Source organism: Mammaliicoccus sp. H-M34 (assembly GCF_022386495.1).
Lineage (GTDB): Bacteria > Bacillota > Bacilli > Staphylococcales > Staphylococcaceae > Mammaliicoccus > Mammaliicoccus fleurettii.
The window spans coordinates 263402-286448 of the sequence record NZ_JAJNIK010000002.1; the positions used below are offsets into that span (position 1 = coordinate 263402).

19 protein-coding genes are annotated in these 23047 nt (G+C 31.9%); 18 read left to right on the top strand and 1 reads right to left on the bottom strand.

Features of this window, described 5'->3' with window-relative positions:
- Nucleotides 1-29 precede the first annotated feature (29 nt).
- The 17 genes from LQ608_RS03500 to hfq all read left to right on the top strand — a co-directional run bounded on the left by LQ608_RS03500 (nucleotide 30) and on the right by hfq (nucleotide 21148).
- A complete protein-coding gene (locus LQ608_RS03500; RefSeq protein WP_078356277.1) occupies nucleotides 30-1787 on the top strand; it encodes a 2-oxoacid:acceptor oxidoreductase subunit alpha in 1758 nt (585 codons plus the stop codon).
- Nucleotides 1788-2654, top strand: coding sequence for a 2-oxoacid:ferredoxin oxidoreductase subunit beta (locus LQ608_RS03505; RefSeq protein WP_239719652.1), 867 nt, complete (start codon nucleotides 1788-1790; stop codon nucleotides 2652-2654).
- Nucleotides 2655-2728: 74 nt separating this feature from the next.
- Nucleotides 2729-3019, top strand: coding sequence for a thiamine-binding protein (locus LQ608_RS03510; protein ID WP_078356279.1), 291 nt, complete (start codon nucleotides 2729-2731; stop codon nucleotides 3017-3019).
- Between the two features lie 130 nt (nucleotides 3020-3149).
- Nucleotides 3150-4874: an ABC transporter ATP-binding protein gene (locus LQ608_RS03515; RefSeq protein ID WP_239749605.1), complete on the top strand. Its 1725-nt coding sequence runs from the start codon at nucleotides 3150-3152 to the stop codon at nucleotides 4872-4874.
- A complete protein-coding gene (locus LQ608_RS03520; protein WP_239749607.1) occupies nucleotides 4871-6715 on the top strand; it encodes an ABC transporter ATP-binding protein in 1845 nt (614 codons plus the stop codon). Before LQ608_RS03515 ends, LQ608_RS03520 begins: the two co-directional genes overlap by 4 nt.
- Before the next feature lie 13 nt (nucleotides 6716-6728).
- Nucleotides 6729-7238 (top strand): GNAT family N-acetyltransferase, encoded by a 510-nt coding sequence (locus LQ608_RS03525; protein ID WP_239749609.1) that lies wholly within the window; start codon nucleotides 6729-6731, stop codon nucleotides 7236-7238.
- 96 nt (nucleotides 7239-7334) lie between these two features.
- The gene (gene miaB / locus LQ608_RS03530; protein ID WP_239749611.1) at nucleotides 7335-8870 is read left to right on the top strand and encodes a tRNA (N6-isopentenyl adenosine(37)-C2)-methylthiotransferase MiaB; all 1536 of its coding nucleotides are present in this window, start codon (nucleotides 7335-7337) and stop codon (nucleotides 8868-8870) included.
- Nucleotides 8871-9302 (top strand): YlbF/YmcA family competence regulator, encoded by a 432-nt coding sequence (locus tag LQ608_RS03535; protein ID WP_078356284.1) that lies wholly within the window; start codon nucleotides 8871-8873, stop codon nucleotides 9300-9302.
- Nucleotides 9303-9419: 117 nt separating this feature from the next.
- Nucleotides 9420-11945 (top strand): DNA mismatch repair protein MutS, encoded by a 2526-nt coding sequence (gene mutS, locus LQ608_RS03540; protein WP_239749613.1) that lies wholly within the window; start codon nucleotides 9420-9422, stop codon nucleotides 11943-11945.
- Nucleotides 11946-11959: 14 nt separating this feature from the next.
- Complete coding sequence (gene mutL, locus LQ608_RS03545) at nucleotides 11960-13960, top strand: DNA mismatch repair endonuclease MutL (RefSeq protein ID WP_239749616.1); 2001 nt, start codon at nucleotides 11960-11962, stop codon at nucleotides 13958-13960.
- 9 nt (nucleotides 13961-13969) lie between these two features.
- The gene (locus LQ608_RS03550) at nucleotides 13970-14503 is read left to right on the top strand and encodes a glycerol-3-phosphate responsive antiterminator (protein ID WP_239749618.1); all 534 of its coding nucleotides are present in this window, start codon (nucleotides 13970-13972) and stop codon (nucleotides 14501-14503) included.
- 196 nt (nucleotides 14504-14699) lie between these two features.
- Nucleotides 14700-15518, top strand: coding sequence for an MIP/aquaporin family protein (locus LQ608_RS03555; RefSeq protein WP_239749619.1), 819 nt, complete (start codon nucleotides 14700-14702; stop codon nucleotides 15516-15518).
- Between the two features lie 26 nt (nucleotides 15519-15544).
- Complete coding sequence (gene glpK, locus LQ608_RS03560) at nucleotides 15545-17038, top strand: glycerol kinase GlpK (RefSeq protein WP_078356289.1); 1494 nt, start codon at nucleotides 15545-15547, stop codon at nucleotides 17036-17038.
- Nucleotides 17039-17154: 116 nt separating this feature from the next.
- Nucleotides 17155-18831 carry a glycerol-3-phosphate dehydrogenase/oxidase gene (locus LQ608_RS03565; protein ID WP_275583013.1) on the top strand — a complete coding sequence of 559 codons (1677 nt, stop codon included), beginning with the start codon at nucleotides 17155-17157 and terminating at the stop codon, nucleotides 18829-18831.
- Nucleotides 18832-19037: 206 nt separating this feature from the next.
- Complete coding sequence (locus LQ608_RS03570; RefSeq protein ID WP_239749630.1) at nucleotides 19038-19985, top strand: alpha/beta fold hydrolase; 948 nt, start codon at nucleotides 19038-19040, stop codon at nucleotides 19983-19985.
- Nucleotides 19978-20907: a tRNA (adenosine(37)-N6)-dimethylallyltransferase MiaA gene (gene miaA / locus LQ608_RS03575; protein WP_239749632.1), complete on the top strand. Its 930-nt coding sequence runs from the start codon at nucleotides 19978-19980 to the stop codon at nucleotides 20905-20907. The genes LQ608_RS03570 and miaA overlap by 8 nt, the downstream gene beginning before the upstream one ends.
- Nucleotides 20908-20920: 13 nt before the next feature.
- A complete protein-coding gene (gene hfq, locus LQ608_RS03580) occupies nucleotides 20921-21148 on the top strand; it encodes an RNA chaperone Hfq (RefSeq protein ID WP_078356293.1) in 228 nt (75 codons plus the stop codon).
- Nucleotides 21149-21215: 67 nt separating this feature from the next.
- Here the strand turns inward: hfq and LQ608_RS03585 are convergent, their stop codons facing one another.
- A complete protein-coding gene (locus tag LQ608_RS03585; RefSeq protein ID WP_078356294.1) occupies nucleotides 21216-21689 on the bottom strand; it encodes a glutathione peroxidase in 474 nt (157 codons plus the stop codon).
- A gap of 108 nt (nucleotides 21690-21797) precedes the next feature.
- Between LQ608_RS03585 and hflX the strand changes: the two genes are divergently transcribed.
- Entirely contained in the window at nucleotides 21798-23036 is a 1239-nt protein-coding gene (gene hflX / locus LQ608_RS03590; RefSeq protein WP_078356295.1) for a GTPase HflX, read from the top strand.
- Nucleotides 23037-23047: the final 11 nt, after the last annotated feature.

The following is a 23047-nucleotide window of genomic DNA, read 5'->3' on the forward strand; positions in this document are numbered from 1 at the left end:
ATTGAGATATTACATGGGGAGGCCATAAAATGAAATCACAAATTTCATGGAAAGTTGGCGGACAGCAAGGTGAAGGAATTGAATCAACAGGTGAAATTTTTGCAACTGCTATGAACCGCCAAGGATATTATTTATACGGATACCGTCATTTTTCAAGTAGAATTAAAGGCGGTCATACGAACAATAAAATTAGAGTATCGTCGAAGCCAGTTAGAGCTATAAGTGACGATTTAGATATATTGATTGCATTCGACCAAGAAACAATAGATGTAAATTATGGTGAAATGCTTGAAGGAAGTATAATAATTGCTGATGAAAAAGCTAAACCACAAAATCCTGAAGATAGTAAAGCTCAATTAGTAAGTCTTCCGTTTACAGGTGTAGCTAAAGAACTAGGAACTGCTTTAATGAAAAATATGGTTGCTGTAGGTGCAACATGTGCAGTTATGAATTTAGATACAAAAGTATTTGAATCATTAATTAAAGATTTGTTCGGTAAAAAAGGCGAGAGTGTTGTAGATTTAAATATACAAGCTTTAAATGAAGGCTATCGCTTAATGAAAGAAGAAATGGAAAGTTTAAATAGTGAACATACATTAGAACCTATTGATTCAGAAGGTCATTTATTCATGATAGGTAATGATGCAATTGGTTTAGGTGCAGTTGCAGCAGGTGTTAGATTTATGGCAGCTTATCCAATTACACCAGCATCTGAAATAATGGAATACATGATAGATCGCTTACCTGCTTTAGGTGGTGCTGTTATCCAAACTGAAGATGAAATTGCAGCATGTACTATGGCGATTGGTTCTAACTATGCTGGCGTACGTTCATTTACATCATCAGCAGGACCAGGATTATCATTGATGATGGAATCTATTGGTTTATCAGGTATGACTGAAACACCACTTGTTATAGTTAATACACAACGTGGTGGTCCATCAACAGGTTTACCAACTAAACAAGAACAGTCTGATTTAATGCAAATGATCTATGGTACACATGGTGATATTCCTAAAATTGTGTTAGCGCCAACAAGTGCAAGTGATGCATTCTATTTAACGGTAGAAGCATTTAACTTAGCTGAAGAATATCAATGTCCAGTAATTTTATTATCAGATTTACAATTGTCATTAGGTAAACAGACAGTTGAATCTTTAGATTATGATAAAGTTGAAATTCGTCGTGGAGCATTAGTTGAAGGTGATTTAGAAGCACAAGAAGATAAAGCATACTTTAAGCGTTATGCATTAACTGATTCAGGTGTTTCACCTCGTGTATTACCTGGAACTAAAGGTGGAATCCACCATGTTACAGGTGTAGAACATAATGAAGAAGGTAAGCCTTCTGAAAGTGCTGAAAATAGACAAAAGCAAATGGATAAACGTATGCGAAAAACTGCTCAATTGTTAATCGATGAGCCAGTTGAATCAAATGAAAAATATGATGAAGCGGATATTCTTTATGTAGGATTTATCTCAACTGCTGGAGCAATTGATGAGGCGATCTCTAGATTGGATCATCAAGGCGCTAAAGTAAATCATATTCAAATAAGACAATTACATCCATTTCCTTCAGACGTTGTACAAGAAGCATTCAATAAAGCTAAAAAAGTAGTAGTAGCTGAACATAATTATCAAGGTCAACTATCTAATATTATTAAAATGAATATAAATCATCAAAATAAAATCATAAACCAAACAAAATATGATGGTACACCATTCTTACCACATGAAATTGAAGATAAAGCATTAGAAATAGTAAGCAATTTGAAGGAGTTGATATAATTGGCAACATTCAAAGATTTTAGAAATAATGTTAAACCAAACTGGTGCCCAGGATGTGGAGATTTCTCAGTACAAGCCGCTATTCAAAAGGCTGCAGCTAATGTAGGGCTAGAACCAGAAGAAGTTGCACTTATTACAGGTATCGGTTGTTCTGGACGATTAAGTGGATATGTAAATTCATATGGTGTCCATTCTATACACGGTCGTTCATTACCGTTAGCTCAAGGCGTTAAAATGGCTAATAAAGACCTAACAGTTATAGCATCTGGAGGAGATGGTGATGGCTTTGCAATCGGTATGGGCCATACGATTCATGCCTTAAGAAGAAACATGGATATGACTTATATTGTAATGGATAATCAAATTTATGGATTAACTAAAGGACAAACATCGCCAAGTTCTGCAAAGGGTTTTGTTACTAAATCAACTCCAAAAGGGAACATTGAACAAAATGTAGCGCCTTTAGAACTTGCTATTTCATCAGGTGCGACTTTTGTAGCACAAAGTTTCTCAAGTGATATTAAAGAATTAACAAATATCATTGAAGAAGCGATTAATCATAAAGGATTTTCTTTTGTTAATGTATTCTCACCATGCGTGACATACAACAAAATTAACACGTATGATTGGTTTAAAGAGAATTTAACGAAACTTGCTGATATTGAAGATTACGATAATTCAAGTAAAGCTCAAGCTATGCAAACAGTGCTTGATACAGAATCTATGATCACAGGTATTATTTATCAAGATAAAGAAACACCATCATATGAATCTCAAATAGAGCAATTTGATGAAGAACCTCTTGTTAAAAAATCATTAAAACTTGAAAAAAATCAATTTGATGAACTTGTTTCTCAATTTAAATAATTGTATAATAGTCACACTTTAAGCTCATAGATTTATCTATGGGCTTTTTTTCTAAATTGAAGGGAGAACATAAAATGACAAATACGTTAATGAGCATTCAAATTATTCCCAAACATAATGAAACAGAAGTTATACCATTAGTTGATGAGGCAATTAAAGTAATCGACCAATCTGGATTGAAATATGAAGTTCATCCTTTAGAAACGACAATTGAAGGAGAAATGAATGCTTGTTTGATTTTAATAGAGCAAATAAATGAAAGAATGGCTGAACTTGAATGTGAAAGTATTATTTCTCAAATAAAGTTTTATCATGTTCCAGAAGGTATAACTATGGAATCTTTAACAGAAAAATATAAAGAATAAACCACTTTTTTTAAAATATTATTTTTATTTGTATGAAAATGTATCATAACTAATAGTTAAATAGAAGTTAAAATAAAAAGGAGAATGTTATAGAAATATTTCGTTTTATGAAATAAAGGGGACGAGCAAATTGAAGACAGTACTTAAATTTATTAAACCGTATAAATGGCTATTCGCATTAGGTTTAATATTAATGTTAGTAGAGCTAGCAGTAGAATTAGTTCAACCAATTTTTATATCTGAAATTATAGATAACGGTATTTTGAAGAATAATTTAAATCACGTTTATTTATATTTAGCAATTATGCTAGTAACAGGTTTAGCTGCACTAGTTTCTGGTGTGTGGAATAGCTTCGTAGCAGGTCATGTCAGTCAAGCATTTGCTTATGATTTAAGGACTGCCCAATTTAGCAAGATACAAACTTTTTCTTTAGCAACCTTAGAAAAGTTTAAAACGTCTAGCTTAATCACTAGATTAACAAGTGATGTAAACAATTGTGATCAAGCAGTTTATATGTCAATTAGAATTATGTTAAGAGCACCATTGATGATTATTGGTAGTATAATAATGAGCTTTGTTGTTGAACCTAGGTTAGCGATTTACTTAGTTATAGGTACACCAATTATTTTTATAATTATTTTTATAATTGCTCGAACGGGATCTAAACTATTCACTAAAATTCAAAGAAAGTTTGATGAAATGAATAGATTTTTCCAACAAAATTTGGAAGCAGTTAGATTGATTAAAGCAAGTCAAACGAGTGAACAGGAAACAAGTCAGTTTAAAGAAAAAATTAAAGATATTAGACACAATTATACATATGCATTAAGACTTATGGAACTTATCAATCCATCATTATTACTGATTATAAATGGTAGTATTTTAGCTGTTATTTGGTTTGGTTCAGATATGGTAAATCAATCTACATTAGAAATAGGTAAGCTCGTTGCCATTTTAAATTATGGAATGAGAATGCAAGGTGGCTTTGGTATGTTAGCATTTTTAATTATGACATTAAGTAGAATGAAAGCTTCAAGTGACCGCATTGAAGAAGTGCTAATTACAGAATCAGATGAACGAGTGATAAATGACGAAGTAAACCATTCTTCAAATTATGCATATAGTATTTCATTTAAAGATGTTTCATTTACATATCCAAATGCACATAATCCTGTATTAGAAAATATTAGTTTTGATGTTAAACCTAAAGAAACTTTTGCGATTATGGGTGCTACTGGTTCAGGTAAGTCAACATTATTAAGTTTAATACCTAAAATGTACAAAGCAACATCTGGCGAAATATTATTAAATAACAAAAATGTGAATGACTGGGATATAGAAGCTTTAAGAGATGCTATTGGTTATGTACCTCAAAAAGCACTTTTATTTTCAGGAACAATATATGAGAATTTGCAATTTGGAGATCCGTCTGCAGAAATAGAAGAATTAGAAATGTCATCTGAAAAAGCACAAATTCATCAATCTATTGAGCACTTTGATAATCAGTATGACACTTTAATTGGTCAGCAAGGTGTAACTTTATCAGGTGGTCAAAAACAAAGACTGTCAATCGCTAGAGCTCTCGTAAGAAAGCCGGGGTTATTAATCTTAGATGATTCTACTTCAGCATTAGACATTAAGACAGAATCGGCTTTATGGGATGCATTAGAAGATGAAGATACAACGAAGTTAATAGTGACTCAAAAGATTTCAACAGCTAAGACCGCTGATCGAATTATGTTACTTGTAGATGGACGGATTGAAGCAATAGATACACATGAGTCTCTATTAGCAACATCAAGACTTTATAAAGAAATCGCCAATAGTCAAGAAAGTGCGGTGAGTTCATCATGAGTATAAAACAACCTTATGGTCATCAGCCTGTTTTCAAAGCTGCAGATTTTTCAAAAAAGAATCCGAAAAAGAAAAAAAGAGCACGTGATACTAAAGGAACATTACTTAATATTTGGAATTTAATTGATGAAAAGCGAATTCAATTGATAATCGTAATATTTATGATTGTATGTGCTTCAATATTGAGTCTAATTGGACCATTTTTAATTGGTCGTATAATCGATACAAAAGTTATACCTAAAGATTTAAGTGGTCTCCCTCAATATATTGTAATCATACTGATTGTTTATGTATCATTATCCATAACTTCATATATTGGATCATTTATGATGGTAAGCATTGCACAACGCACAGTCTATTTATTAAGAGATCAACTTTTTAAACATTTTCAAAAGTTGCCAGTATCATATTATGATAAGAAGCAACATGGCGAATTAATGAGTCGAATGCAAAATGATATTGAAAATGTATCACAAGTGTTAAATTCATCGTTTATTCAATTTACTTCTAGTGTAGTGACATTAATAGGTACACTTTCAATAATGCTCTATTTAAGTCCATTACTCACACTATTAACTATGACGATCATTCCAATCATGTTCGTGAGTTTAAGATGGATTACAGCACGTACGAGTGTATTATATGCTTTAAGGCAAAAACAACTCGGTATTATGAATGGCTATATTGAAGAAATTGTGAACGGTCAAACAGTGGTTAAAGCATTTTCTCAAGAAAAATATGTAATGGAAACATTCAATGAAAAAGCAAGAAATGTAAAAGAATATAGTTTCTGGTCAACAACAATTGGTGGCATGATACCAAAAGTAATGAACTACTTAAATAATTTAAGCTTTGCTATCGTAGCAGGAATTGGTGGTATTTTAGCTTTAAATAATGCAGCTGGGGTAACGGTCGGTGTTATAGTTATTTTTGCAGAATATGCGAGACAATTCACACGACCGTTATCAGATTTAGCAAACCAATTTAATACTGTATTATCAGCTATTGCCGGTGCTGAACGTGTATTTGATATTATGGATGAACCAGTTGAAAAAGATGAAGACGATGCATCAGATTACGAAGATATAAAAGGTACTATTGAATTCGAAAATGTTGTATTCAAGTATGATAAGACTCAAAAAAATCCAACAATCAAAGACTTGTCCTTTAAAATAAATAATGGTGAATCGGTAGCATTAGTTGGTGCTACTGGAGCTGGTAAAACAACAATTGTTCAACTTATATTACATTATTATGATGTACAAAGTGGAAAAATTCTTATAGATGATATTCCAATCAATAAAATAACGCGAAAGTCTTTAAGGAAAGAAATAGGTGTTGTGTTACAAGACCCATATTTATTCGATGGAACGATAAAAGATAATATTATGTATGGCACTCCAAATGCAACTTATGAACAAGTAATTGAGGCTTCTAAAAAAGCAAATGCACACGAATTTATTAAAGATCTTGAAAGTGGTTATGAAACTGTTTTAAAAGGGGAATCCGGCTCATTGTCACAAGGGGAAAGACAACTTGTATCAATAGCAAGATGTTTGTTACAAGACCCTAAAATCTTACTGTTAGATGAAGCGACAAGTAGTATAGATACAGTGACAGAAATAAAAATTCAAGAAGCTTTAGAAACTTTAATGATTGGTAGAACGAGTATTATTATTGCCCATAGGTTGAATACTGTTAAAAAAGCAGATTTAGTATTTGTATTGGCAAACGGAGAACTTATTGAATCAGGTACACAACAAGCTTTAATAGAGCAACAAGGAATTTATTATCATATGCTAAATGCGAATGACGAAGAACAAATTAAAGAACTGCATTAAAGAGGGTGAATTTATGGAATTTAGAGAAATAAATACAGATATCGAAAGTATGTTTACAGAGTATATAAGTGAATGGTATGAAAATGAAGAAAGCGTGGTTCCATGGTCAACTGATGTAAAACACCATGGTGGATTCAAAGAAATGTTAATGATGCAAAAAGAAGCAATTAATCCAATTAGCAAAGACTTTGTAAAAGCAAAAACATTTGTCTTAATAGACAACCAGCATATTGTAGGTGCTGTAAATATTAGATATGCACTAAATGAATTCTTGGAAAGTAAAGGCGGACATGTTGGTTATGGCGTAAGAAAAAGTGAAAGAGGTAAAGGATATGCAACAAAATTATTAGAGTATGCACTGATAGAATTACGTGAAGAATCAGTTGAAAAAGCGCTCATAACATGTGATGAAAATAATTTAGCAAGTGCAAAAGTTATTATTCATAACAATGGTGTTGAAGCAAAACCTTTTATATCAGATGACAACGAAATTACAAAAAGATTTTGGATTAATCTTGAATAAATGTTAACTGTGAAAATATTTAAACTTTTTTGCACTTTGTGTTGAACTCTAATATAATATAAAGATGTAAATATATGGGCAGAAAGGGTTTTGACATTGAATGAAGAGCAAAGAAAACATGGTGCTAATGCGAAGACAGAACCTAATTTAGAAAAAGATTATAGCAAATACTTCGAACATGTTTATCAACCTCCAAACTTAAAGGAAGCTAAACAAAGAGGTAAATCACAAATTGAATATCATGATGATTTTAAAATAGATGAGCGACATAGAGGGATGGGGAAAGGTCGTAAATTCTATATTAGAACTTATGGTTGTCAAATGAATGAACATGATACAGAGGTTATGGCGGGAATATTCCAAGCGTTAGGATATGCACCAACTAATACTGTTGATGATGCAGATGTGATTTTACTGAATACTTGTGCAATAAGAGAAAATGCTGAGAATAAAGTATTTAGTGAGATTGGTAATTTAAAGCATCTTAAACAAGAAAGACCAGACTGTTTAATTGGTGTATGTGGATGTATGTCTCAAGAAGAATCAGTTGTAAATAAAATTCTTAAATCATACCAAAATGTTGATATGATTTTCGGTACACATAATATTCATAGATTGCCAGAAATTTTAGAAGAAGCGTATATGTCTAAAGCAATGGTAGTTGAAGTGTGGTCAAAAGAAGGCGATGTTATTGAAAATTTACCTAAAGTTAGAAATGGTAGAATAAAAGCATGGGTAAATATAATGTATGGATGTGATAAGTTCTGTACGTATTGCATCGTACCTTTCACACGTGGTAAAGAAAGAAGTCGTATGCCAGAAGAAATTATTGCTGAAGTTAGAGATTTAGCACGACAAGGTTATCAAGAAATATGTTTATTAGGTCAAAACGTAAATGCATATGGTAAGGATATTGAAGGATTAAATTATGGTCTAGGTGATTTATTAAATGATATGACTAAAATTGACATACCAAGAGTTCGCTTTACAACGAGTCATCCATGGGATTTTGATGATCGATTAATTGAAGTGATTAAAAATGGTGGAAATATCGTACCTCACATACATTTACCTGTTCAATCTGGTAATAATCAAGTACTAAAAATTATGGGTCGTAAATATACTCGTGAAAGCTATCTTGAGCTAGTTCAAAAGATTAGAGCAGCAATACCAGATGTTGCATTGACAACTGACATCATTGTTGGCTATCCTAATGAGACAGAAGAACAATTTTTGGAAACGATTAAACTTTATCATGAAGTTGGATTTGAACATGCATATACGTATGTATATTCACCTAGAGAAGGTACACCAGCAGCTAAAATGAAGGATAATGTTCCTGACAAAGAGAAAAAAGCAAGACTTCAAAGATTAAATACAGTGGTTGGAGAGTATACAGCTAAATCATTGAAACCATACGAAGGACAAGAAGTATATGTATTATGCGAAGGTTCTAGTAAAAGAGATGATGAAGTATTAGCTGGATATACTGAAAAAAATAAATTAGTTAACTTTAAAGGTTCAAAAGATGTAATTGGAAAAATAGTAAAAGTTAAAATAACTGAAGCTAAGCAATATTCATTAAATGGTGAATTTATAGAGATTGTATCTAAAGAAAAGGTGGTACATTAAATGTATACAAAAGAAGATATTCTTGATCAAGCAAGAAAATTAGGTAAAATGATGTCTGAAACAGAAGAAGTAGATTTCTTTAAACGCGCTGAAGCTCAAATACATGAGAATCAAACTGTAAGAGAAAAAATGGCAAGTTTAAAATCATTACAAAAACAAGCTGTCAATTTCCAAAACTATGGTAAAGAAAAAGCATTAGCAATGGTTGAAGCTAAAATAGAAAATATAGAAAAAGAATTAGATGAAATGCCAATAGTAAGTGAATTTAAAGAAGCTCAAGTAGAAGTAAATGAACTGTTACAAATGGTGTCTCATTCAATTAGTCATACTGTTACAAATGAAATTATTGAATCAACAGGTGGGAATCAGCTTACTGGTGAAACAGGTGCTGCAGTGAATAATGCACCAAATACGAGCAGTTGTTCACATTAATAAACATAATCATTAGTCTGCCAATGCGTAGGCTAATGATTTTTTTTTACTCGTTTATTGTTAGAAATTTTGATAAAATAGATAAATCGAAAGTTAAAAAAAGGAACGTGAAAATAGATGTCTAAACCAACGCCAATGATGGCTCAATATTTAAAGATAAAATCACAATACCAAGATACATTATTATTTTTTAGATTAGGTGACTTTTATGAAATGTTCTATGATGATGCAGTTGAAGCATCTAGAGTTTTAGAAATTACTTTAACTAGAAGAGATGCTAAAAAAGATCCAATTCCTATGTGTGGTGTACCTTATCATTCTGCTTCGGGATATATAGAAAAATTAATATCTAAAGGTTATAAAGTAGCAATTTGTGAGCAAATGGAAGATCCGACTCAAACTAAAGGTATGGTTCGTAGAGAAGTCGTACAAGTTATTACACCGGGTACTGTTATGGACCAAAAAGGAATGGATGAAAAAGCTAATAATTATATTTTAAGTTTTATTAAAGAAGATGGTGAGTTTCATTTAAGTTATTGTGATGTAACGACAGGAGAGTTAAAGGTAACTTCATTCATTGATGAAACAACTTTAATTAACGAAATTACAACGATTCATCCGAATGAGATTATAGTGAATAAAATTTTGCCAAATAATTTGTATAAACAAATTCAACTTATAACTGAAACAATCACTGTTGTAGATAGTTATGATGAACGTGATTACGAAGTCGTAACTAATACATCTCAAGCTCAAAAGAAATCATTAAATTATTTATTAAATTATATCCATGATAATGGTAAAAGAGATATGCCTCATATAGAAGAAGTCGTGGTGTATAGAGCACTAGATTATATGAAAATGGATTTTTATGCTAAAAGAAATCTTGAATTAACTGAAAGTATTAGACTTAAATCAAAAAAAGGAACACTTTTATGGTTAATGGATGATACAAAAACGCCAATGGGAGCAAGAAGATTAAAACAATGGATTGATAGACCATTAATTAAACAACGAGATATTGAACAAAGATTAGATGCTGTTGAACTATTGGTCAACGGATTTATCGAACGTGATGAGTTAAGAAGTTACTTGAATATGGTATATGATATAGAAAGACTAGTTGGAAGAGTGAGTTATGGTAATGTGAATGCTAAAGACTTAATTCAATTAAATTATTCAATAAAACAAATTCCGTATATTAAGGAAATTATAGAAAGACTAGATTCAAATTCAATTGAAAGATTTAAAGAGCTTAAACCGTTAAGAGATTTAGAACATTTACTTGAAGAAAGCTTAGTTGAAGATCCGCCAATCTCAGTAAAAGAAGGTGGAATATTTAAAAAAGGATACCATGAAACACTTGATCAATATAAAGAAGCATCTACAAATGGTAAACAATGGATTGCAGAGTTACAGTTGAAAGAAAGAAAAAGAACCGGTGTGAAATCATTAAAAGTAAGCTTTAATAAAGTTTTTGGATATTATATAGAAATTACTAGAGCTAATTTAAATAACATAGATACTGATGCACTGGGTTATCAACGTAAACAGACATTATCAAATGCTGAAAGATTTATTACGGAAGAACTTAAAGAAAAAGAATCTATTATTTTAGGTGCAGAGGATAAAGCGATAGCATTAGAATATCAGTTATTCCTTGAATTAAGACAGAAAGTTAAGGCATTTACTGAACAATTACAAACACAAGCGAAGTTGTTGTCAGAGATAGATTGTCTACAAAGTTTTGCTGAAATAGCACAAAAAAATCGTTACACAAGACCAATATTTAGTGAAGACAAAACTTTATCATTAAAATCATCTCGTCATCCAGTTGTTGAGAGAGTAATGGATCATAATGATTATGTGCCTAATGACTGCTATTTAGATCAAGAAGGATTTATATACTTAATAACTGGCCCAAATATGTCTGGTAAAAGTACTTATATGCGACAAATTGCGATTATAAGCATTATGGCTCAAATGGGTGCATATGTACCTGCAGATTACGCACAATTACCTATATTTGATCAAATATTTACAAGAATTGGTGCTGCAGATGACTTAGTATCAGGTAAAAGTACATTTATGGTTGAAATGTTAGAAGCGGAAAAAGCAATGGTTGGTGCAACAGAAGACAGTTTAATTATTTTTGATGAAATTGGTAGAGGCACATCAACATTTGATGGATTGGCATTAGCGCAATCTATGATTGAGTATGTACATCATCATACAAAGGCAAAGACATTATTTTCTACACACTATCATGAACTTACACATCTTGATGAAACTTTATCTGGACTTAAAAATATTCACGTTGCTGCACAAGAATACCAAGGAGAACTCATTTTCTTGCATAAAGTTAAAGAAGGCGCGGTTGACCAAAGTTATGGTATACATGTTGCAAAATTAACTGATTTGCCTGATGAAATTATAGAAAGAGCACATACTATTCTCCAGGAATTAGAATCTCATACAAAAGTAGAACGTAAAGTTGAAAAATTTGACCAACCTGCATTCCAATTGTTTGAAGAACATAGCCCGTCTGAAATCGAGAAGAAAATTAAATCAATAGATTTGATGAATATAACGCCTATAGAAGCATTAACAAAACTTCAAGAATTACAAAATCAACTTAAATAGAAAGTGTGAGTGCATTGGGAAAAATTAAAGAGCTTGAATTATCTTTAGCCAATAAAATTGCCGCTGGAGAAGTTGTAGAAAGACCTGCTTCTGTCGTGAAAGAATTATTGGAAAATGCAATAGATGCACAAGCAACTCAAATAGATATAACTATAAAGGAATCAGGCATACAATCAATTAGAGTTGTAGATAATGGAACTGGTATAGAAGAAGAAGACATTAATAAAGCGTTCGGAAGACACGCAACAAGTAAAATAAATAATGACTATGACCTATTTCACATACGTACTTTAGGCTTTAGAGGTGAAGCATTAGCGAGTATTTCATCTGTTAGTAGAGTCACTATGAAGACATGTACTGATGGTATGCTTGGACATGAAGTACAAGTTGAAAACGGTGAAATTATTAAACAACAACCGGCTAAAGCTAAAAAAGGTACAGACATACTTGTGAAAGATTTGTTTTATAATACGCCAGCAAGGTTGAAATATGTTAAAAGTCTATATACAGAATTAGGTAAGATTACAGATATCGTAAATAGAATGGCGATGAGCCATCCGAATATTTCATTTAATCTCGTATCTGATGATAAAACAGTGCTGTCAACTAATGGATCTGGTAAGACGAACGAAGTGATGGCAGAAATTTATGGCATGAAAATAGCTAAAGATTTAGTGGAAATCAATGGTGAAACAGATGATTATGTAATGAAAGGTTACGTCTGCAAACCTGAACATACGAGAAGTAATAGACATTATATTTCTATTTTTATTAATGGTAGATACATTAAGAATTTTGTTCTAAATAAAGCTATCATCGAAGGTTATCATACACTTTTACCAATCGGTAGATATCCAATTGTCTATATTAATATTGAAATGGATCCTATATTAGTAGATGTAAACGTTCATCCGACTAAACTAGAAGTAAGACTTTCAAAGGAACAATTACTTTATGATTTAATTAATAATAAAATTAAAGAAGCCTTTAGAGGAATGTCTCTAATACCAGGCACTTCTTTAGATAACCATAAGCCTAAAAAATCACAAAAAGAGATTTTTGAACAGCAGAAGTTAGATTTTGAAGCTAAACGTAGTCAGGAACCAGTGAAACAACAAAGTCAAATTGATAATGACACGATAGATGAAACAAATGAATTCAATAAAACGTTTGAAAATAATTACAAACAAAATTCAACGAATAGTACTAACTCACAGCAATGGCAATTTAAAGATAAAAAAGATAACCATTCATTTATAAATGAAGATATAGATACAAACACAGAACATTCGTATATTCAACATGAGGATGAGCAAGCTGATATTGAAAAAACAGAGATTAATAATATCGAATACGAACACGCTGTTGATATAGAAAATACAAATGACAATGATGAACAAAGACAAATTGAAGAAACTAAATCAAATACACCGCGAGTTCCTTATATGGAGGTAGTTGGTCAAGTACATGGAACATATATTATTGCTCAAAATGATACAGGAATGTTTATGATTGACCAACACGCCGCTCAAGAACGTATAAAATATGAATTCTTTAAAGAGAAAATTGGTGAAGTAACGAATGAAACTCAAAGTTTATTGTTGCCATTAACATTTAACTTTTCAAGAGACGAACATATGATTATTGAAAAATATTTGCGTCCTTTAGAAGAAGCGGGCATATTCCTAGAACCAATTGGACATCATGATTATATGGTTAGTGAATATCCAGTTTGGTTGCCACATATTGAAGCAGAAGAAATCATTAAAGATATGATTGATTACGTATTAAAACATGAAAAAGTAGATATTAAAAAATTGCGTGAAGATGCGGCCATTATGATGAGTTGTAAAAAATCAATTAAAGCTAATCACTACTTAAGAAATCATGAGATGAGTCATTTGATTGATGAATTAAGAGATACAACTGATCCATTTACTTGTCCACATGGTAGACCCATTATTATTGAATTAACAACTTATGAGTTAGAAAAATTATTTAAAAGAGTCATGTAGGAGGATAAGATGAATAAACATATATTACCGGCTATTCGATCTATGAAAGATATGGAAAAATTCTTTAAGATGGACTATGATCGTTGTGTATTATTAGATACTCATATAGGTCATTTGCAAGGGATTTTAGAACAAATAAAAAAACATGATAAAGAAGTTATGTTGCATATAGATCTTATAAAAGGTTTATCTAATGATGAAGCTGCTGTTGAATATGTTATACAACAATATAAACCACATGGCATTATTTCAACTAAATCAAAAATTATAAGACGTGCGAAAAAGTTAAATACTTTAACGATATTACGAGTGTTTATCTTAGATAGTACCGCATTGAGTAGAAGCATTGAATTGATTAAACAGTCAGATCCAGACTTAGTAGAAGTACTGCCAGGAGTTGCAACTAAAGTAATTAAAGAGATCAGTGACCAAACAGGTAAACGTATAATTGCCGGTGGATTAATAAATACGGAAGAAGAAATTGAACTTGCTATTGAAAGCGGTGCCCAATATATCACGTCTAGTGATACATCAATTTGGTAAATTGATTTGACAACGTTTTCATATAGTATTATACTTCTAATTAAGTTAATATATGAGATGAGTAAATGAGACCCTCTATGACAAAAACACTATGCGATAGATTTGTATAATTAATTATGCGAATAATAGGTATAGTTGTAAGTTCGTAGAGGGATTTTTATGTATTAGCACGAAAAATATTAGGAGGGTGTTTAATATGAGTGAATTTTTAGCGGAAGTAATTGGTACAGCCATTTTGATATTATTTGGTGGCGGTGTATGTGCTAACGTTAACCTTAAAGGTGCGTTAGGTAAAGGTGCAGATTGGATCGTTATTTCGTTAGGTTGGGGGCTTGCTGTTATGCTAGGTGTTTATGCAGCTGGTAATGTTTCGGGAGCACATTTAAATCCTGCAGTAACACTTGGGTTTGCAATTGACGGATCATTCCCATGGTCTAAAGTTGTTCCATTCATCATTGCTCAAATGATCGGCGCCATGATTGGTGCAGCACTTGTATGGGCTACATATTTACCACATTGGAAAAAAACTGAAGATCAAGGTGCGAAATTAGCAGTATTCTCTACTGGACCTTCATATCCAAACTATGTTGCCAACTTCTTAAGTGAGATTATTGGAACTATGATCTTAGTTATGGGATTATTGTTTATAGGAGCTAATAAATTTACTGACGGTTTAAATCCACTTATCGTAGGTTTATTAATCGTAGCGATTGGTTTAAGTTTAGGTGGTGCGACTGGTTATGCAATTAACCCAGCTCGTGACATTGGTCCACGTATTATGCATATGTTATTACCAATTCCAGGTAAAGGAAGTTCAAACTGGAAATATGCAATTGTTCCAATTTTAGGACCTATTGCTGGTGGTATGCTTGGTGCAGCATTGTACAACATTTTATTTAACGGGGTTGTTAACGGTTTAGTTATTTTCTCACTCATCTTTACAGTTGTTGTCGTATTATTCGGTATTGTATTGAATAAAGCGTTACTAAAAGGTGAAGTTTCTGAAATTCTGTAACAAACAAATTTATAGGAGTGTTTAATATGGAAAAATACATTTTATCAATTGACCAAGGTACAACAAGTTCAAGAGCTATACTATTTGATAAAGAGGGAACTATCAAATTTGTTAGCCAACGTGAATTTAAGCAATACTTTCCAAAAGGCGGTTGGGTTGAACATGATGCAAACGAAATTTGGACATCTGTTCTAGCAGTTATTTCTAGTGTGTTGAATGAAAATAACGTTAGTCCTAACCAAATTGAAGGTATTGGAATTACTAACCAAAGGGAAACAGCAGTTGTTTGGGATAAAAATACTGGTCGTCCTGTATACCATGCAATTGTTTGGCAATCTAGACAAACACAAGACATATGTGCAGATTTGAAATCTAGAGATTTAGAACCAATATTTAAAGAGAAAACAGGTTTGTTATTAGATCCTTACTTCTCAGGTACAAAAGTAAAATGGATTCTAGATAATGTTGAAGGTGCTAGAGAAAAAGCTGAAAACGGTGATTTACTATTCGGTACAATTGATACATGGTTAATTTGGAAATTTACTGGAGAAACGCATGTAACTGACTATTCAAATGCAAGTAGAACATTAATGTATAATATTTACGACTTAAAATGGGATGAAGAATTATTAGAATATCTTGATGTTCCAAAATCAATGTTACCTGAAGTTAAACCATCAAGTGAAGTTTATGGTTATACACAAGAACATCATTTCTTCGGTGAAAAAATTGCGATTGCTGGAGTAGCTGGTGACCAACAAGCTGCATTATTTGGTCAAGCTTGTTTCGAAAGTGGAGATGTTAAGAACACTTATGGTACTGGTGGCTTCATGCTAATGAACACAGGTGAAAAAGCTGTGAAATCTGATAGTGGATTACTTACAACATTAGCATATGGTTTAGATGGAAAAGTAAACTATGCACTTGAAGGTAGTATCTTTGTATCTGGTTCTGCAATCCAATGGTTAAGAGATGGATTAAGAATGATTAAATCTGCTCCAGCTTCAGAAGAATACGCAAAACGTGTTAAGTCTACTGAAGGCGTTTATGTTGTACCAGCATTCGTTGGTTTAGGTACACCATATTGGGATGCTGATGCTAGGGGTGCAATTTTCGGATTAACACGTGGTACTGAAAAAGAACACTTCATTAGAGCAACATTAGAGTCATTATGTTATCAAACAAGAGATGTGTTAGAAGCAATGGAAAAAGACTCTGGTATTAATGTTGAGACATTAAGAGTTGATGGCGGAGCAGTTAAGAATAATTTCTTAATGCAATTCCAAGCAGATATTGTAAACACACCGGTTGAAAGACCTGAAGTAAATGAAACTACTGCACTAGGTGCTGCTTACTTAGCTGGACTAGCGGTAGGTTTCTGGAAATCAAAAGATGAAATACAACAAAGATGGAAATTAGAAACAGAATTCAAACCTGAACTTGAAGAAGAAGAAAGAGAAAAACTTTACAAAGGTTGGAAAACTGCAGTAAAAGCCACTCAAGCTTTTAAATTAGATTAAGTTGTGTTATCATTAAGGTAAGTTAATATTCCGTAGAGACGTGAGAGGCTTTGTTCGTACAATTTATTGTAGGGATGAGTCTCTCATTTTTTTACATTTTATAGGAGGAAATGATTATGCAACAATTATCAGCGTTAAACCGCAACCAGGTTAAAGATCAACTTAAGAATACAGAATATGATGTAGTCGTTATAGGTGGAGGTATTACTGGTGCAGGTATTGCATTAGATGCATCTCAACGCGGAATGAAAGTAGCATTAGTAGAAATGCAAGACTTTGCTCAAGGTACAAGTTCAAGAAGTACTAAACTAGTCCACGGTGGATTACGTTATTTAAAACAATTCCAAGTAGGCGTAGTTGCTGAAACAGGAAAAGAAAGAGCAATTGTTTATGAAAATGGACCACATGTAACAACACCAGAATGGATGTTATTACCATTGCATAAAGGTGGAAGTATGGGACCTTTCACAACTTCTATCGGCTTAAAAGTATATGATTTCTTAGCAGGAGTTAAAAAATCAGAACGTCGTACAATGTTAAATAGAGATGAAACTATTAACAAAGAACCTCTAGTTAAGCAAGATGGCTTAAAAGCGGGTGGCTATTATGTTGAATACCGTACAGACGACGCTCGTTTAACAATTGAAGTTATGAAACGTGCACGTGAATTCGGTGCTGATATTATTAACTATGCAAAATCAAACAAATTTTTATACAACAAAAAGAACAAAGTTGCTGGTATAGAAGCTACTGACTTATTACAGAATGAAATTTTTGAAATTAAAGGTAAAAGAGTTATTAATGCAGCAGGTCCATGGGTAGATGAAGTAAGAGGGAAAGATTACTCAACAAACAATAAACAACTTAGATTAACTAAAGGTGTTCATATTGTCATCGACCAAAGTAAATTCCCATTACAACAAGCTGTTTACTTTGATACTGAAAATGATGGCAGAATGATTTTTGCTATTCCTAGAGACGGAAAAGCATATGTTGGTACAACTGATACAATATATGACAATGATAAATCATCACCTAAAGTTACAGAAGAAGATCGTCAATATTTAATAGATGCGATTCATTATATGTTCCCAACAGTTAAAGTTGAAGATAAAGATATAGAATCTACATGGGCTGGTGTAAGACCATTAATCTTTGAAAAAGGTAAAGATCCTTCAGAAATATCTCGTAAAGATGAAATATGGGAAGGTGACTCAGGATTACTTACAATTGCAGGTGGTAAATTAACAGGTTACCGTCACATGGCTCAAGACATTGTTGACTTATTAAGTAAACGTCTTAAAGAAGATTACAAATTAACATTTAAACCTTGTAACACTAAAGAAACTTACATTTCTGGTGGTAACGTTGGTGGTAGTAAAAATTATGAATCATTTGTAGAAAGCAAAGTTAAAGAAGCTAAAAACTACAATCTTTCTGAAGATGCTGCACGTTATTTAGCTAGAAAATATGGTTCAAACGTTGACGAAGTATTTGAAATTGCTCACGCTACACAAGTTGCGGATGTAAACTTGCCAATCGAAGTTTACGCAGAAGTGATTTATAGTATTCAAAAAGAAATGGTTCATAAACCAACTGACTTCTTAGTACGTCGTTCAGGACGTTTATACTTTGATATTAGTTACGTATTAGAACATAAAGATGCTATTGTTGAAGTAATGGCAAAAGTATTAAATTATGATAATGACAGTAAACGTATATATAAAGATGAATTAGAACAAGCTATTAAAGAAGCGGTTAATCCAAACGATCAACCAGCAATCATAAAATAATTTGTTAATATTTGGTATTTTTTTGCGCTGACTCCTGTGGGACAAGCATGCGCATAAAAAAATGCCGGCAAAGTCTAAGACTTTGTCGACACTCTGAGCTGAGACATTTAATTGTCTCAGCTTTTTTATTTATCAGAGAAAACAGATAATATATTTTTAAGCAGTATAGAATTTGATATAATGATTCAAAAGGGAGGCGTATGTCTTTGAGACGTTTTAATCATAGAATTACTCTGTCAACAGAACAGACGTTAGAAGTTACCATAGATAAAACTGATGAACAACCTATAGGCATTATACATATATTACACGGTGTAGCTGAGCATAAAGATAGATATGACGTTATTGTTGAGTATTTATGTAAAAGAGGTTTTCATGTTATCCGTCATAATCATCGTGGACATGGTATTAATATTGAAGAATCAACGAGAGGTCATTTCAATTCATTACAAGATTTAGTTGATGATACTAAAGAAATAAGAGATACATTTAAAAATGAATTGAATCCTGATTTACCTTATATATTACTAGGTCATTCAATGGGTTCACTAATTGCAAGAAAATTCGTACATGATTATCCAGATGATGTTGATATATTAATCTTATCTGGTACTGTAGTTTATTCGAATTTACGCGGCAAAATGAACTTATACGGTCTGAAAGTAGTAAATTTATTTTTGGGAAGTCGTACTAAGTCAAAATTTATTAACAATATTGCATTCAAAACTACTAACCGTCAACATAAAGATTTAAACAAAGATAATAATTGGATCAGTCAAAGTGATGAGAATCGTGAACTATATGAGCAAGATAGATTTGCAGGATTTCCAGTATCACACAAAATTCTTTTAGAGACAGTTAGGGCTACAGTCCAAACTAAAAAATCAAATTTCATTAAAGTGCAAAATAAAAATATGCCTATATTACTTGTATCAGGTAAAGAAGATCATTTTGGTGGTTTTGGACAAGGTATTAAACAATTAGCATCTATTTATAAACGTTCAGGTGTTAAACATGTCACAGTGCAACTATATAAGAATAAACGTCATGAAGTTTTATTTGAAACGAATCAATACGCCGTTTATGAACATTTATATAATTGGTTGAATTTACAAATTAAACAATTAGAAAAAGAGGAATCTTCAAATGAATGATAAACCATTAATTGCAATAGTTGGACCAACTGCTGTAGGGAAAACTGAATTAAGTATTAGATTGGCTAAAGCTTTAAATGGTGAAATTATAAATGGTGATGCTTTTCAAATATATAAAGGCTTGGACATTGGTACTGCCAAAGTTACAGAAGAAGAAAAAGAGGGTGTAGTCCATCATTTAATTGATGTTTATGAACCCGATGAACCTTATTCTGTCTACAAGTTTAAACAAGATTTTACAAAAGTAGTTGAGGATATTCATAATAGAGGTAAGTTACCTATATTAGTTGGTGGAACTGGGCTATATGTTCAGTCAGTATTATATGATTATCAGCTTGAAGAAGAAGAAATAAGTTCTGAAAAAATGGAAATTATAAAAAATAAAATAAATAAATTATCTAATTTCACAAATAATGAATTGCATGACTATCTTTATCAAATTGATCCAGAAACTGCGTCAACAGTGCATCCAAACAATCGCAAAAGAGTTGAAAGGTCAATTGAATATTACTTAAAAACAAAAAAAACTTTAAGTGAACGAAAGAAAAGCCAGACATTTTCTGGAAAATATAGTACAATATTAATTGGGATAGAAATGTCGCGCGAAATATTATATGAAAGAATTAATATGCGTGTAGACATGATGTTGCAGCGAGGATTATTAAGAGAAGTGTCTAATCTTGTTGAGAAAGGGTATGAAAATTCTCAAAGTATGCAAGCAATTGGATACAAAGAATTAATACCTGTTGTAAAGGGAGAAATAGATATAGAAACTTCAAAAGAACAAATCAAGCAAAATTCACGTAGATATGCCAAACGTCAAATGACATGGTTTAAAAATAAAATGAATGTTACTTGGTTTCAACGGGATAAACAGTCTTTATCAGAAATCGCAGACAACGTAATCCAATTATCCAAGTGAAGGGGAAAGTCATATGGCAGAGAAAGAAAATATTCAAGAAGTATTGTTGGAGAAATTCAAATCAGATGGTACTGAATTAACAGTCTTTTTACTGAATGGATTTCAAATGAAAGGCAAAATTGTCAACTTTGACGATAATGTTGTACTTTTAGATATTCAAGGGAAAGAAAATCTAATTTACAAACATGCTATTTCAACTTTCGTAGATACACAAGACGAAGAAAATAAAGACAATGAATAAAGTCCTGTGATGTAATTAAGAGGTTCTAAGGTAGTAGTTTAATATACTATCTTAGAACCTCTTAAATTTATAATAATTCTTCTATTGAACTTCTTAATTGATCTGGACTTTTTTGTGGAGAAAAACGGTTAACGACCTCACCATCTTTGTTTACTAAAAACTTAGTAAAGTTCCATTTAATAGCTCCATTTAATATACCTTTTTTCGCTAGCGTAAGGTATTCATATAGTGGATGTTGTTCAGAACCTTTTACTTTTATTTTTTCATGCATTGGAAAAGTTACACCAAAGTTTAATTTACAGTTTTGGTAAGCTTCATATGAGTCTCCAGGTTCTTGATTACCAAATTGATTACAAGGGAAACCAAGTACCACAAAGCCTTTATCTTTATAATCTTGATAAAGCTCTTCTAATCCTTCAAATTGTGGAGTGAAACCACATTCACTAGCAGTATTAACGATTAAAATTGCTTTCCCTTTATATTCAGACAATGAATATCTCTCACCGTTTGTTTTCGCAACTTCGAAGTCATAAATTGACATTGCAATCACTCCTTTTCTTATTTCCATTATAGTCGTAAATTTATAAAAGTCATATTAATATGCATACTGCTTTATATGTTAAAATATAATTAAAGAGAGCGTGATAAAATGAAGAATGATATGAAATCTACTAAACATGATACTGAGAAGGTAATCTTATTAGCATTTCAAGATAAAAGAATTGATGAAGCTACTTTTCAATCAACAGTTGATGAGTTAGAATCTTTAGCGGCTACAAGTAAACTTGAAGTGATAGAAATATTCACTCAAAAAAGAGACAGACCGGACCAACAGTATTATTTTGGAAAAGGGAAAATTGAAGAAGTGATTGAATATATAGAATTAAATGACTTAAATGTTAATGCCATAATTGCAAATGACGAGTTAACAACTGGACAATCTAAACATTTAGATGAGTTATTTAATACGAAAATAATCGATAGAACACAGCTTATACTAGAAATTTTCGCACAAAGAGCTTCTAGTAGAGAAGGGCAATTACAAGTTGAGTTAGCTCAACTAGATTATTTGCTACCAAGGTTATCTGGTCACGGAAAAAGTTTGTCTCGTCTTGGTGGAGGGATAGGCACAAGAGGACCTGGTGAAACAAAATTAGAAACTGATAGAAGACATATACGGACTAGAATGAATGAAATAAAGCATCAATTAGAAACTATTGTTTCACACCGCTCAAGATATAGAGAGCGACGACAGCACAATCAAGCATATCAAGTTGCACTTATAGGGTATACAAACGCTGGTAAGTCTTCATGGTTCAATCAGTTATCTAATGACGAAACGTTTGAGCAAGATTTGCTTTTTGCAACACTAGATCCAAAATCAAGAGCAATTACAATAAATAATGGATTTAATGTGATAATTTCAGATACGGTTGGTTTTATTCAAAAGTTACCAACGACACTTATCGCAGCTTTTAAATCAACATTAGAAGAAGCGAAATATGCTCAATTGTTAATTCATGTAGTTGATGCAAGTCATCCACATCATATGGAGCAATATGAAACAGTTATGTCATTAGTCAATCAGTTAGAGATGGGACATATTCCAATGCTCGTTGTATTTAATAAAAAAGATATGGTTCAAGGAGCGCATTTAGCTGTTTCAGAACATTCAATTTTTGTTTCTGCAAAAAATGTTCAAGATAAAGTTATAATGAAAGAAAAATTAGTACAAATGATAGAAGAAACAATGGAATATTATGAAATGACGATTCCGTCATCAAATGCTGATCAATTATATTGGCAAAGAACACATACTTTAGTTGAGACAATGGATTTTGATGAAGCATCAAATTCATATCTTGTTAAAGGATATAAACAGAAATAAGAGGTTGAAAA

What these genes read in the sequence shown, in the direction of transcription:
- LQ608_RS03500 (WP_078356277.1), top strand. Translation starts at nt 30, where the DNA reads ATGAAATCACAAATTTCATGGAAAGTTGGCGGACAGCAAGGTGAAGGA.
- LQ608_RS03510 (WP_078356279.1), top strand. Translation starts at nt 2,729, where the DNA reads ATGACAAATACGTTAATGAGCATTCAAATTATTCCCAAACATAATGAA.
- LQ608_RS03520 (WP_239749607.1), top strand. Translation starts at nt 4,871, where the DNA reads ATGAGTATAAAACAACCTTATGGTCATCAGCCTGTTTTCAAAGCTGCA.
- LQ608_RS03525 (WP_239749609.1), top strand. Translation starts at nt 6,729, where the DNA reads ATGGAATTTAGAGAAATAAATACAGATATCGAAAGTATGTTTACAGAG.
- LQ608_RS03535 (WP_078356284.1), top strand. Translation starts at nt 8,871, where the DNA reads ATGTATACAAAAGAAGATATTCTTGATCAAGCAAGAAAATTAGGTAAA.
- mutS (WP_239749613.1), top strand. Translation starts at nt 9,420, where the DNA reads ATGTCTAAACCAACGCCAATGATGGCTCAATATTTAAAGATAAAATCA.
- LQ608_RS03550 (WP_239749618.1), top strand. Translation starts at nt 13,970, where the DNA reads ATGAATAAACATATATTACCGGCTATTCGATCTATGAAAGATATGGAA.
- LQ608_RS03555 (WP_239749619.1), top strand. Translation starts at nt 14,700, where the DNA reads ATGAGTGAATTTTTAGCGGAAGTAATTGGTACAGCCATTTTGATATTA.
- glpK (WP_078356289.1), top strand. Translation starts at nt 15,545, where the DNA reads ATGGAAAAATACATTTTATCAATTGACCAAGGTACAACAAGTTCAAGA.
- LQ608_RS03565 (WP_275583013.1), top strand. Translation starts at nt 17,155, where the DNA reads ATGCAACAATTATCAGCGTTAAACCGCAACCAGGTTAAAGATCAACTT.
- miaA (WP_239749632.1), top strand. Translation starts at nt 19,978, where the DNA reads ATGAATGATAAACCATTAATTGCAATAGTTGGACCAACTGCTGTAGGG.
- hfq (WP_078356293.1), top strand. Translation starts at nt 20,921, where the DNA reads ATGGCAGAGAAAGAAAATATTCAAGAAGTATTGTTGGAGAAATTCAAA.
- LQ608_RS03585 (WP_078356294.1), bottom strand. Translation starts at nt 21,689, where the DNA reads ATGTCAATTTATGACTTCGAAGTTGCGAAAACAAACGGTGAGAGATAT.
- hflX (WP_078356295.1), top strand. Translation starts at nt 21,798, where the DNA reads ATGAAGAATGATATGAAATCTACTAAACATGATACTGAGAAGGTAATC.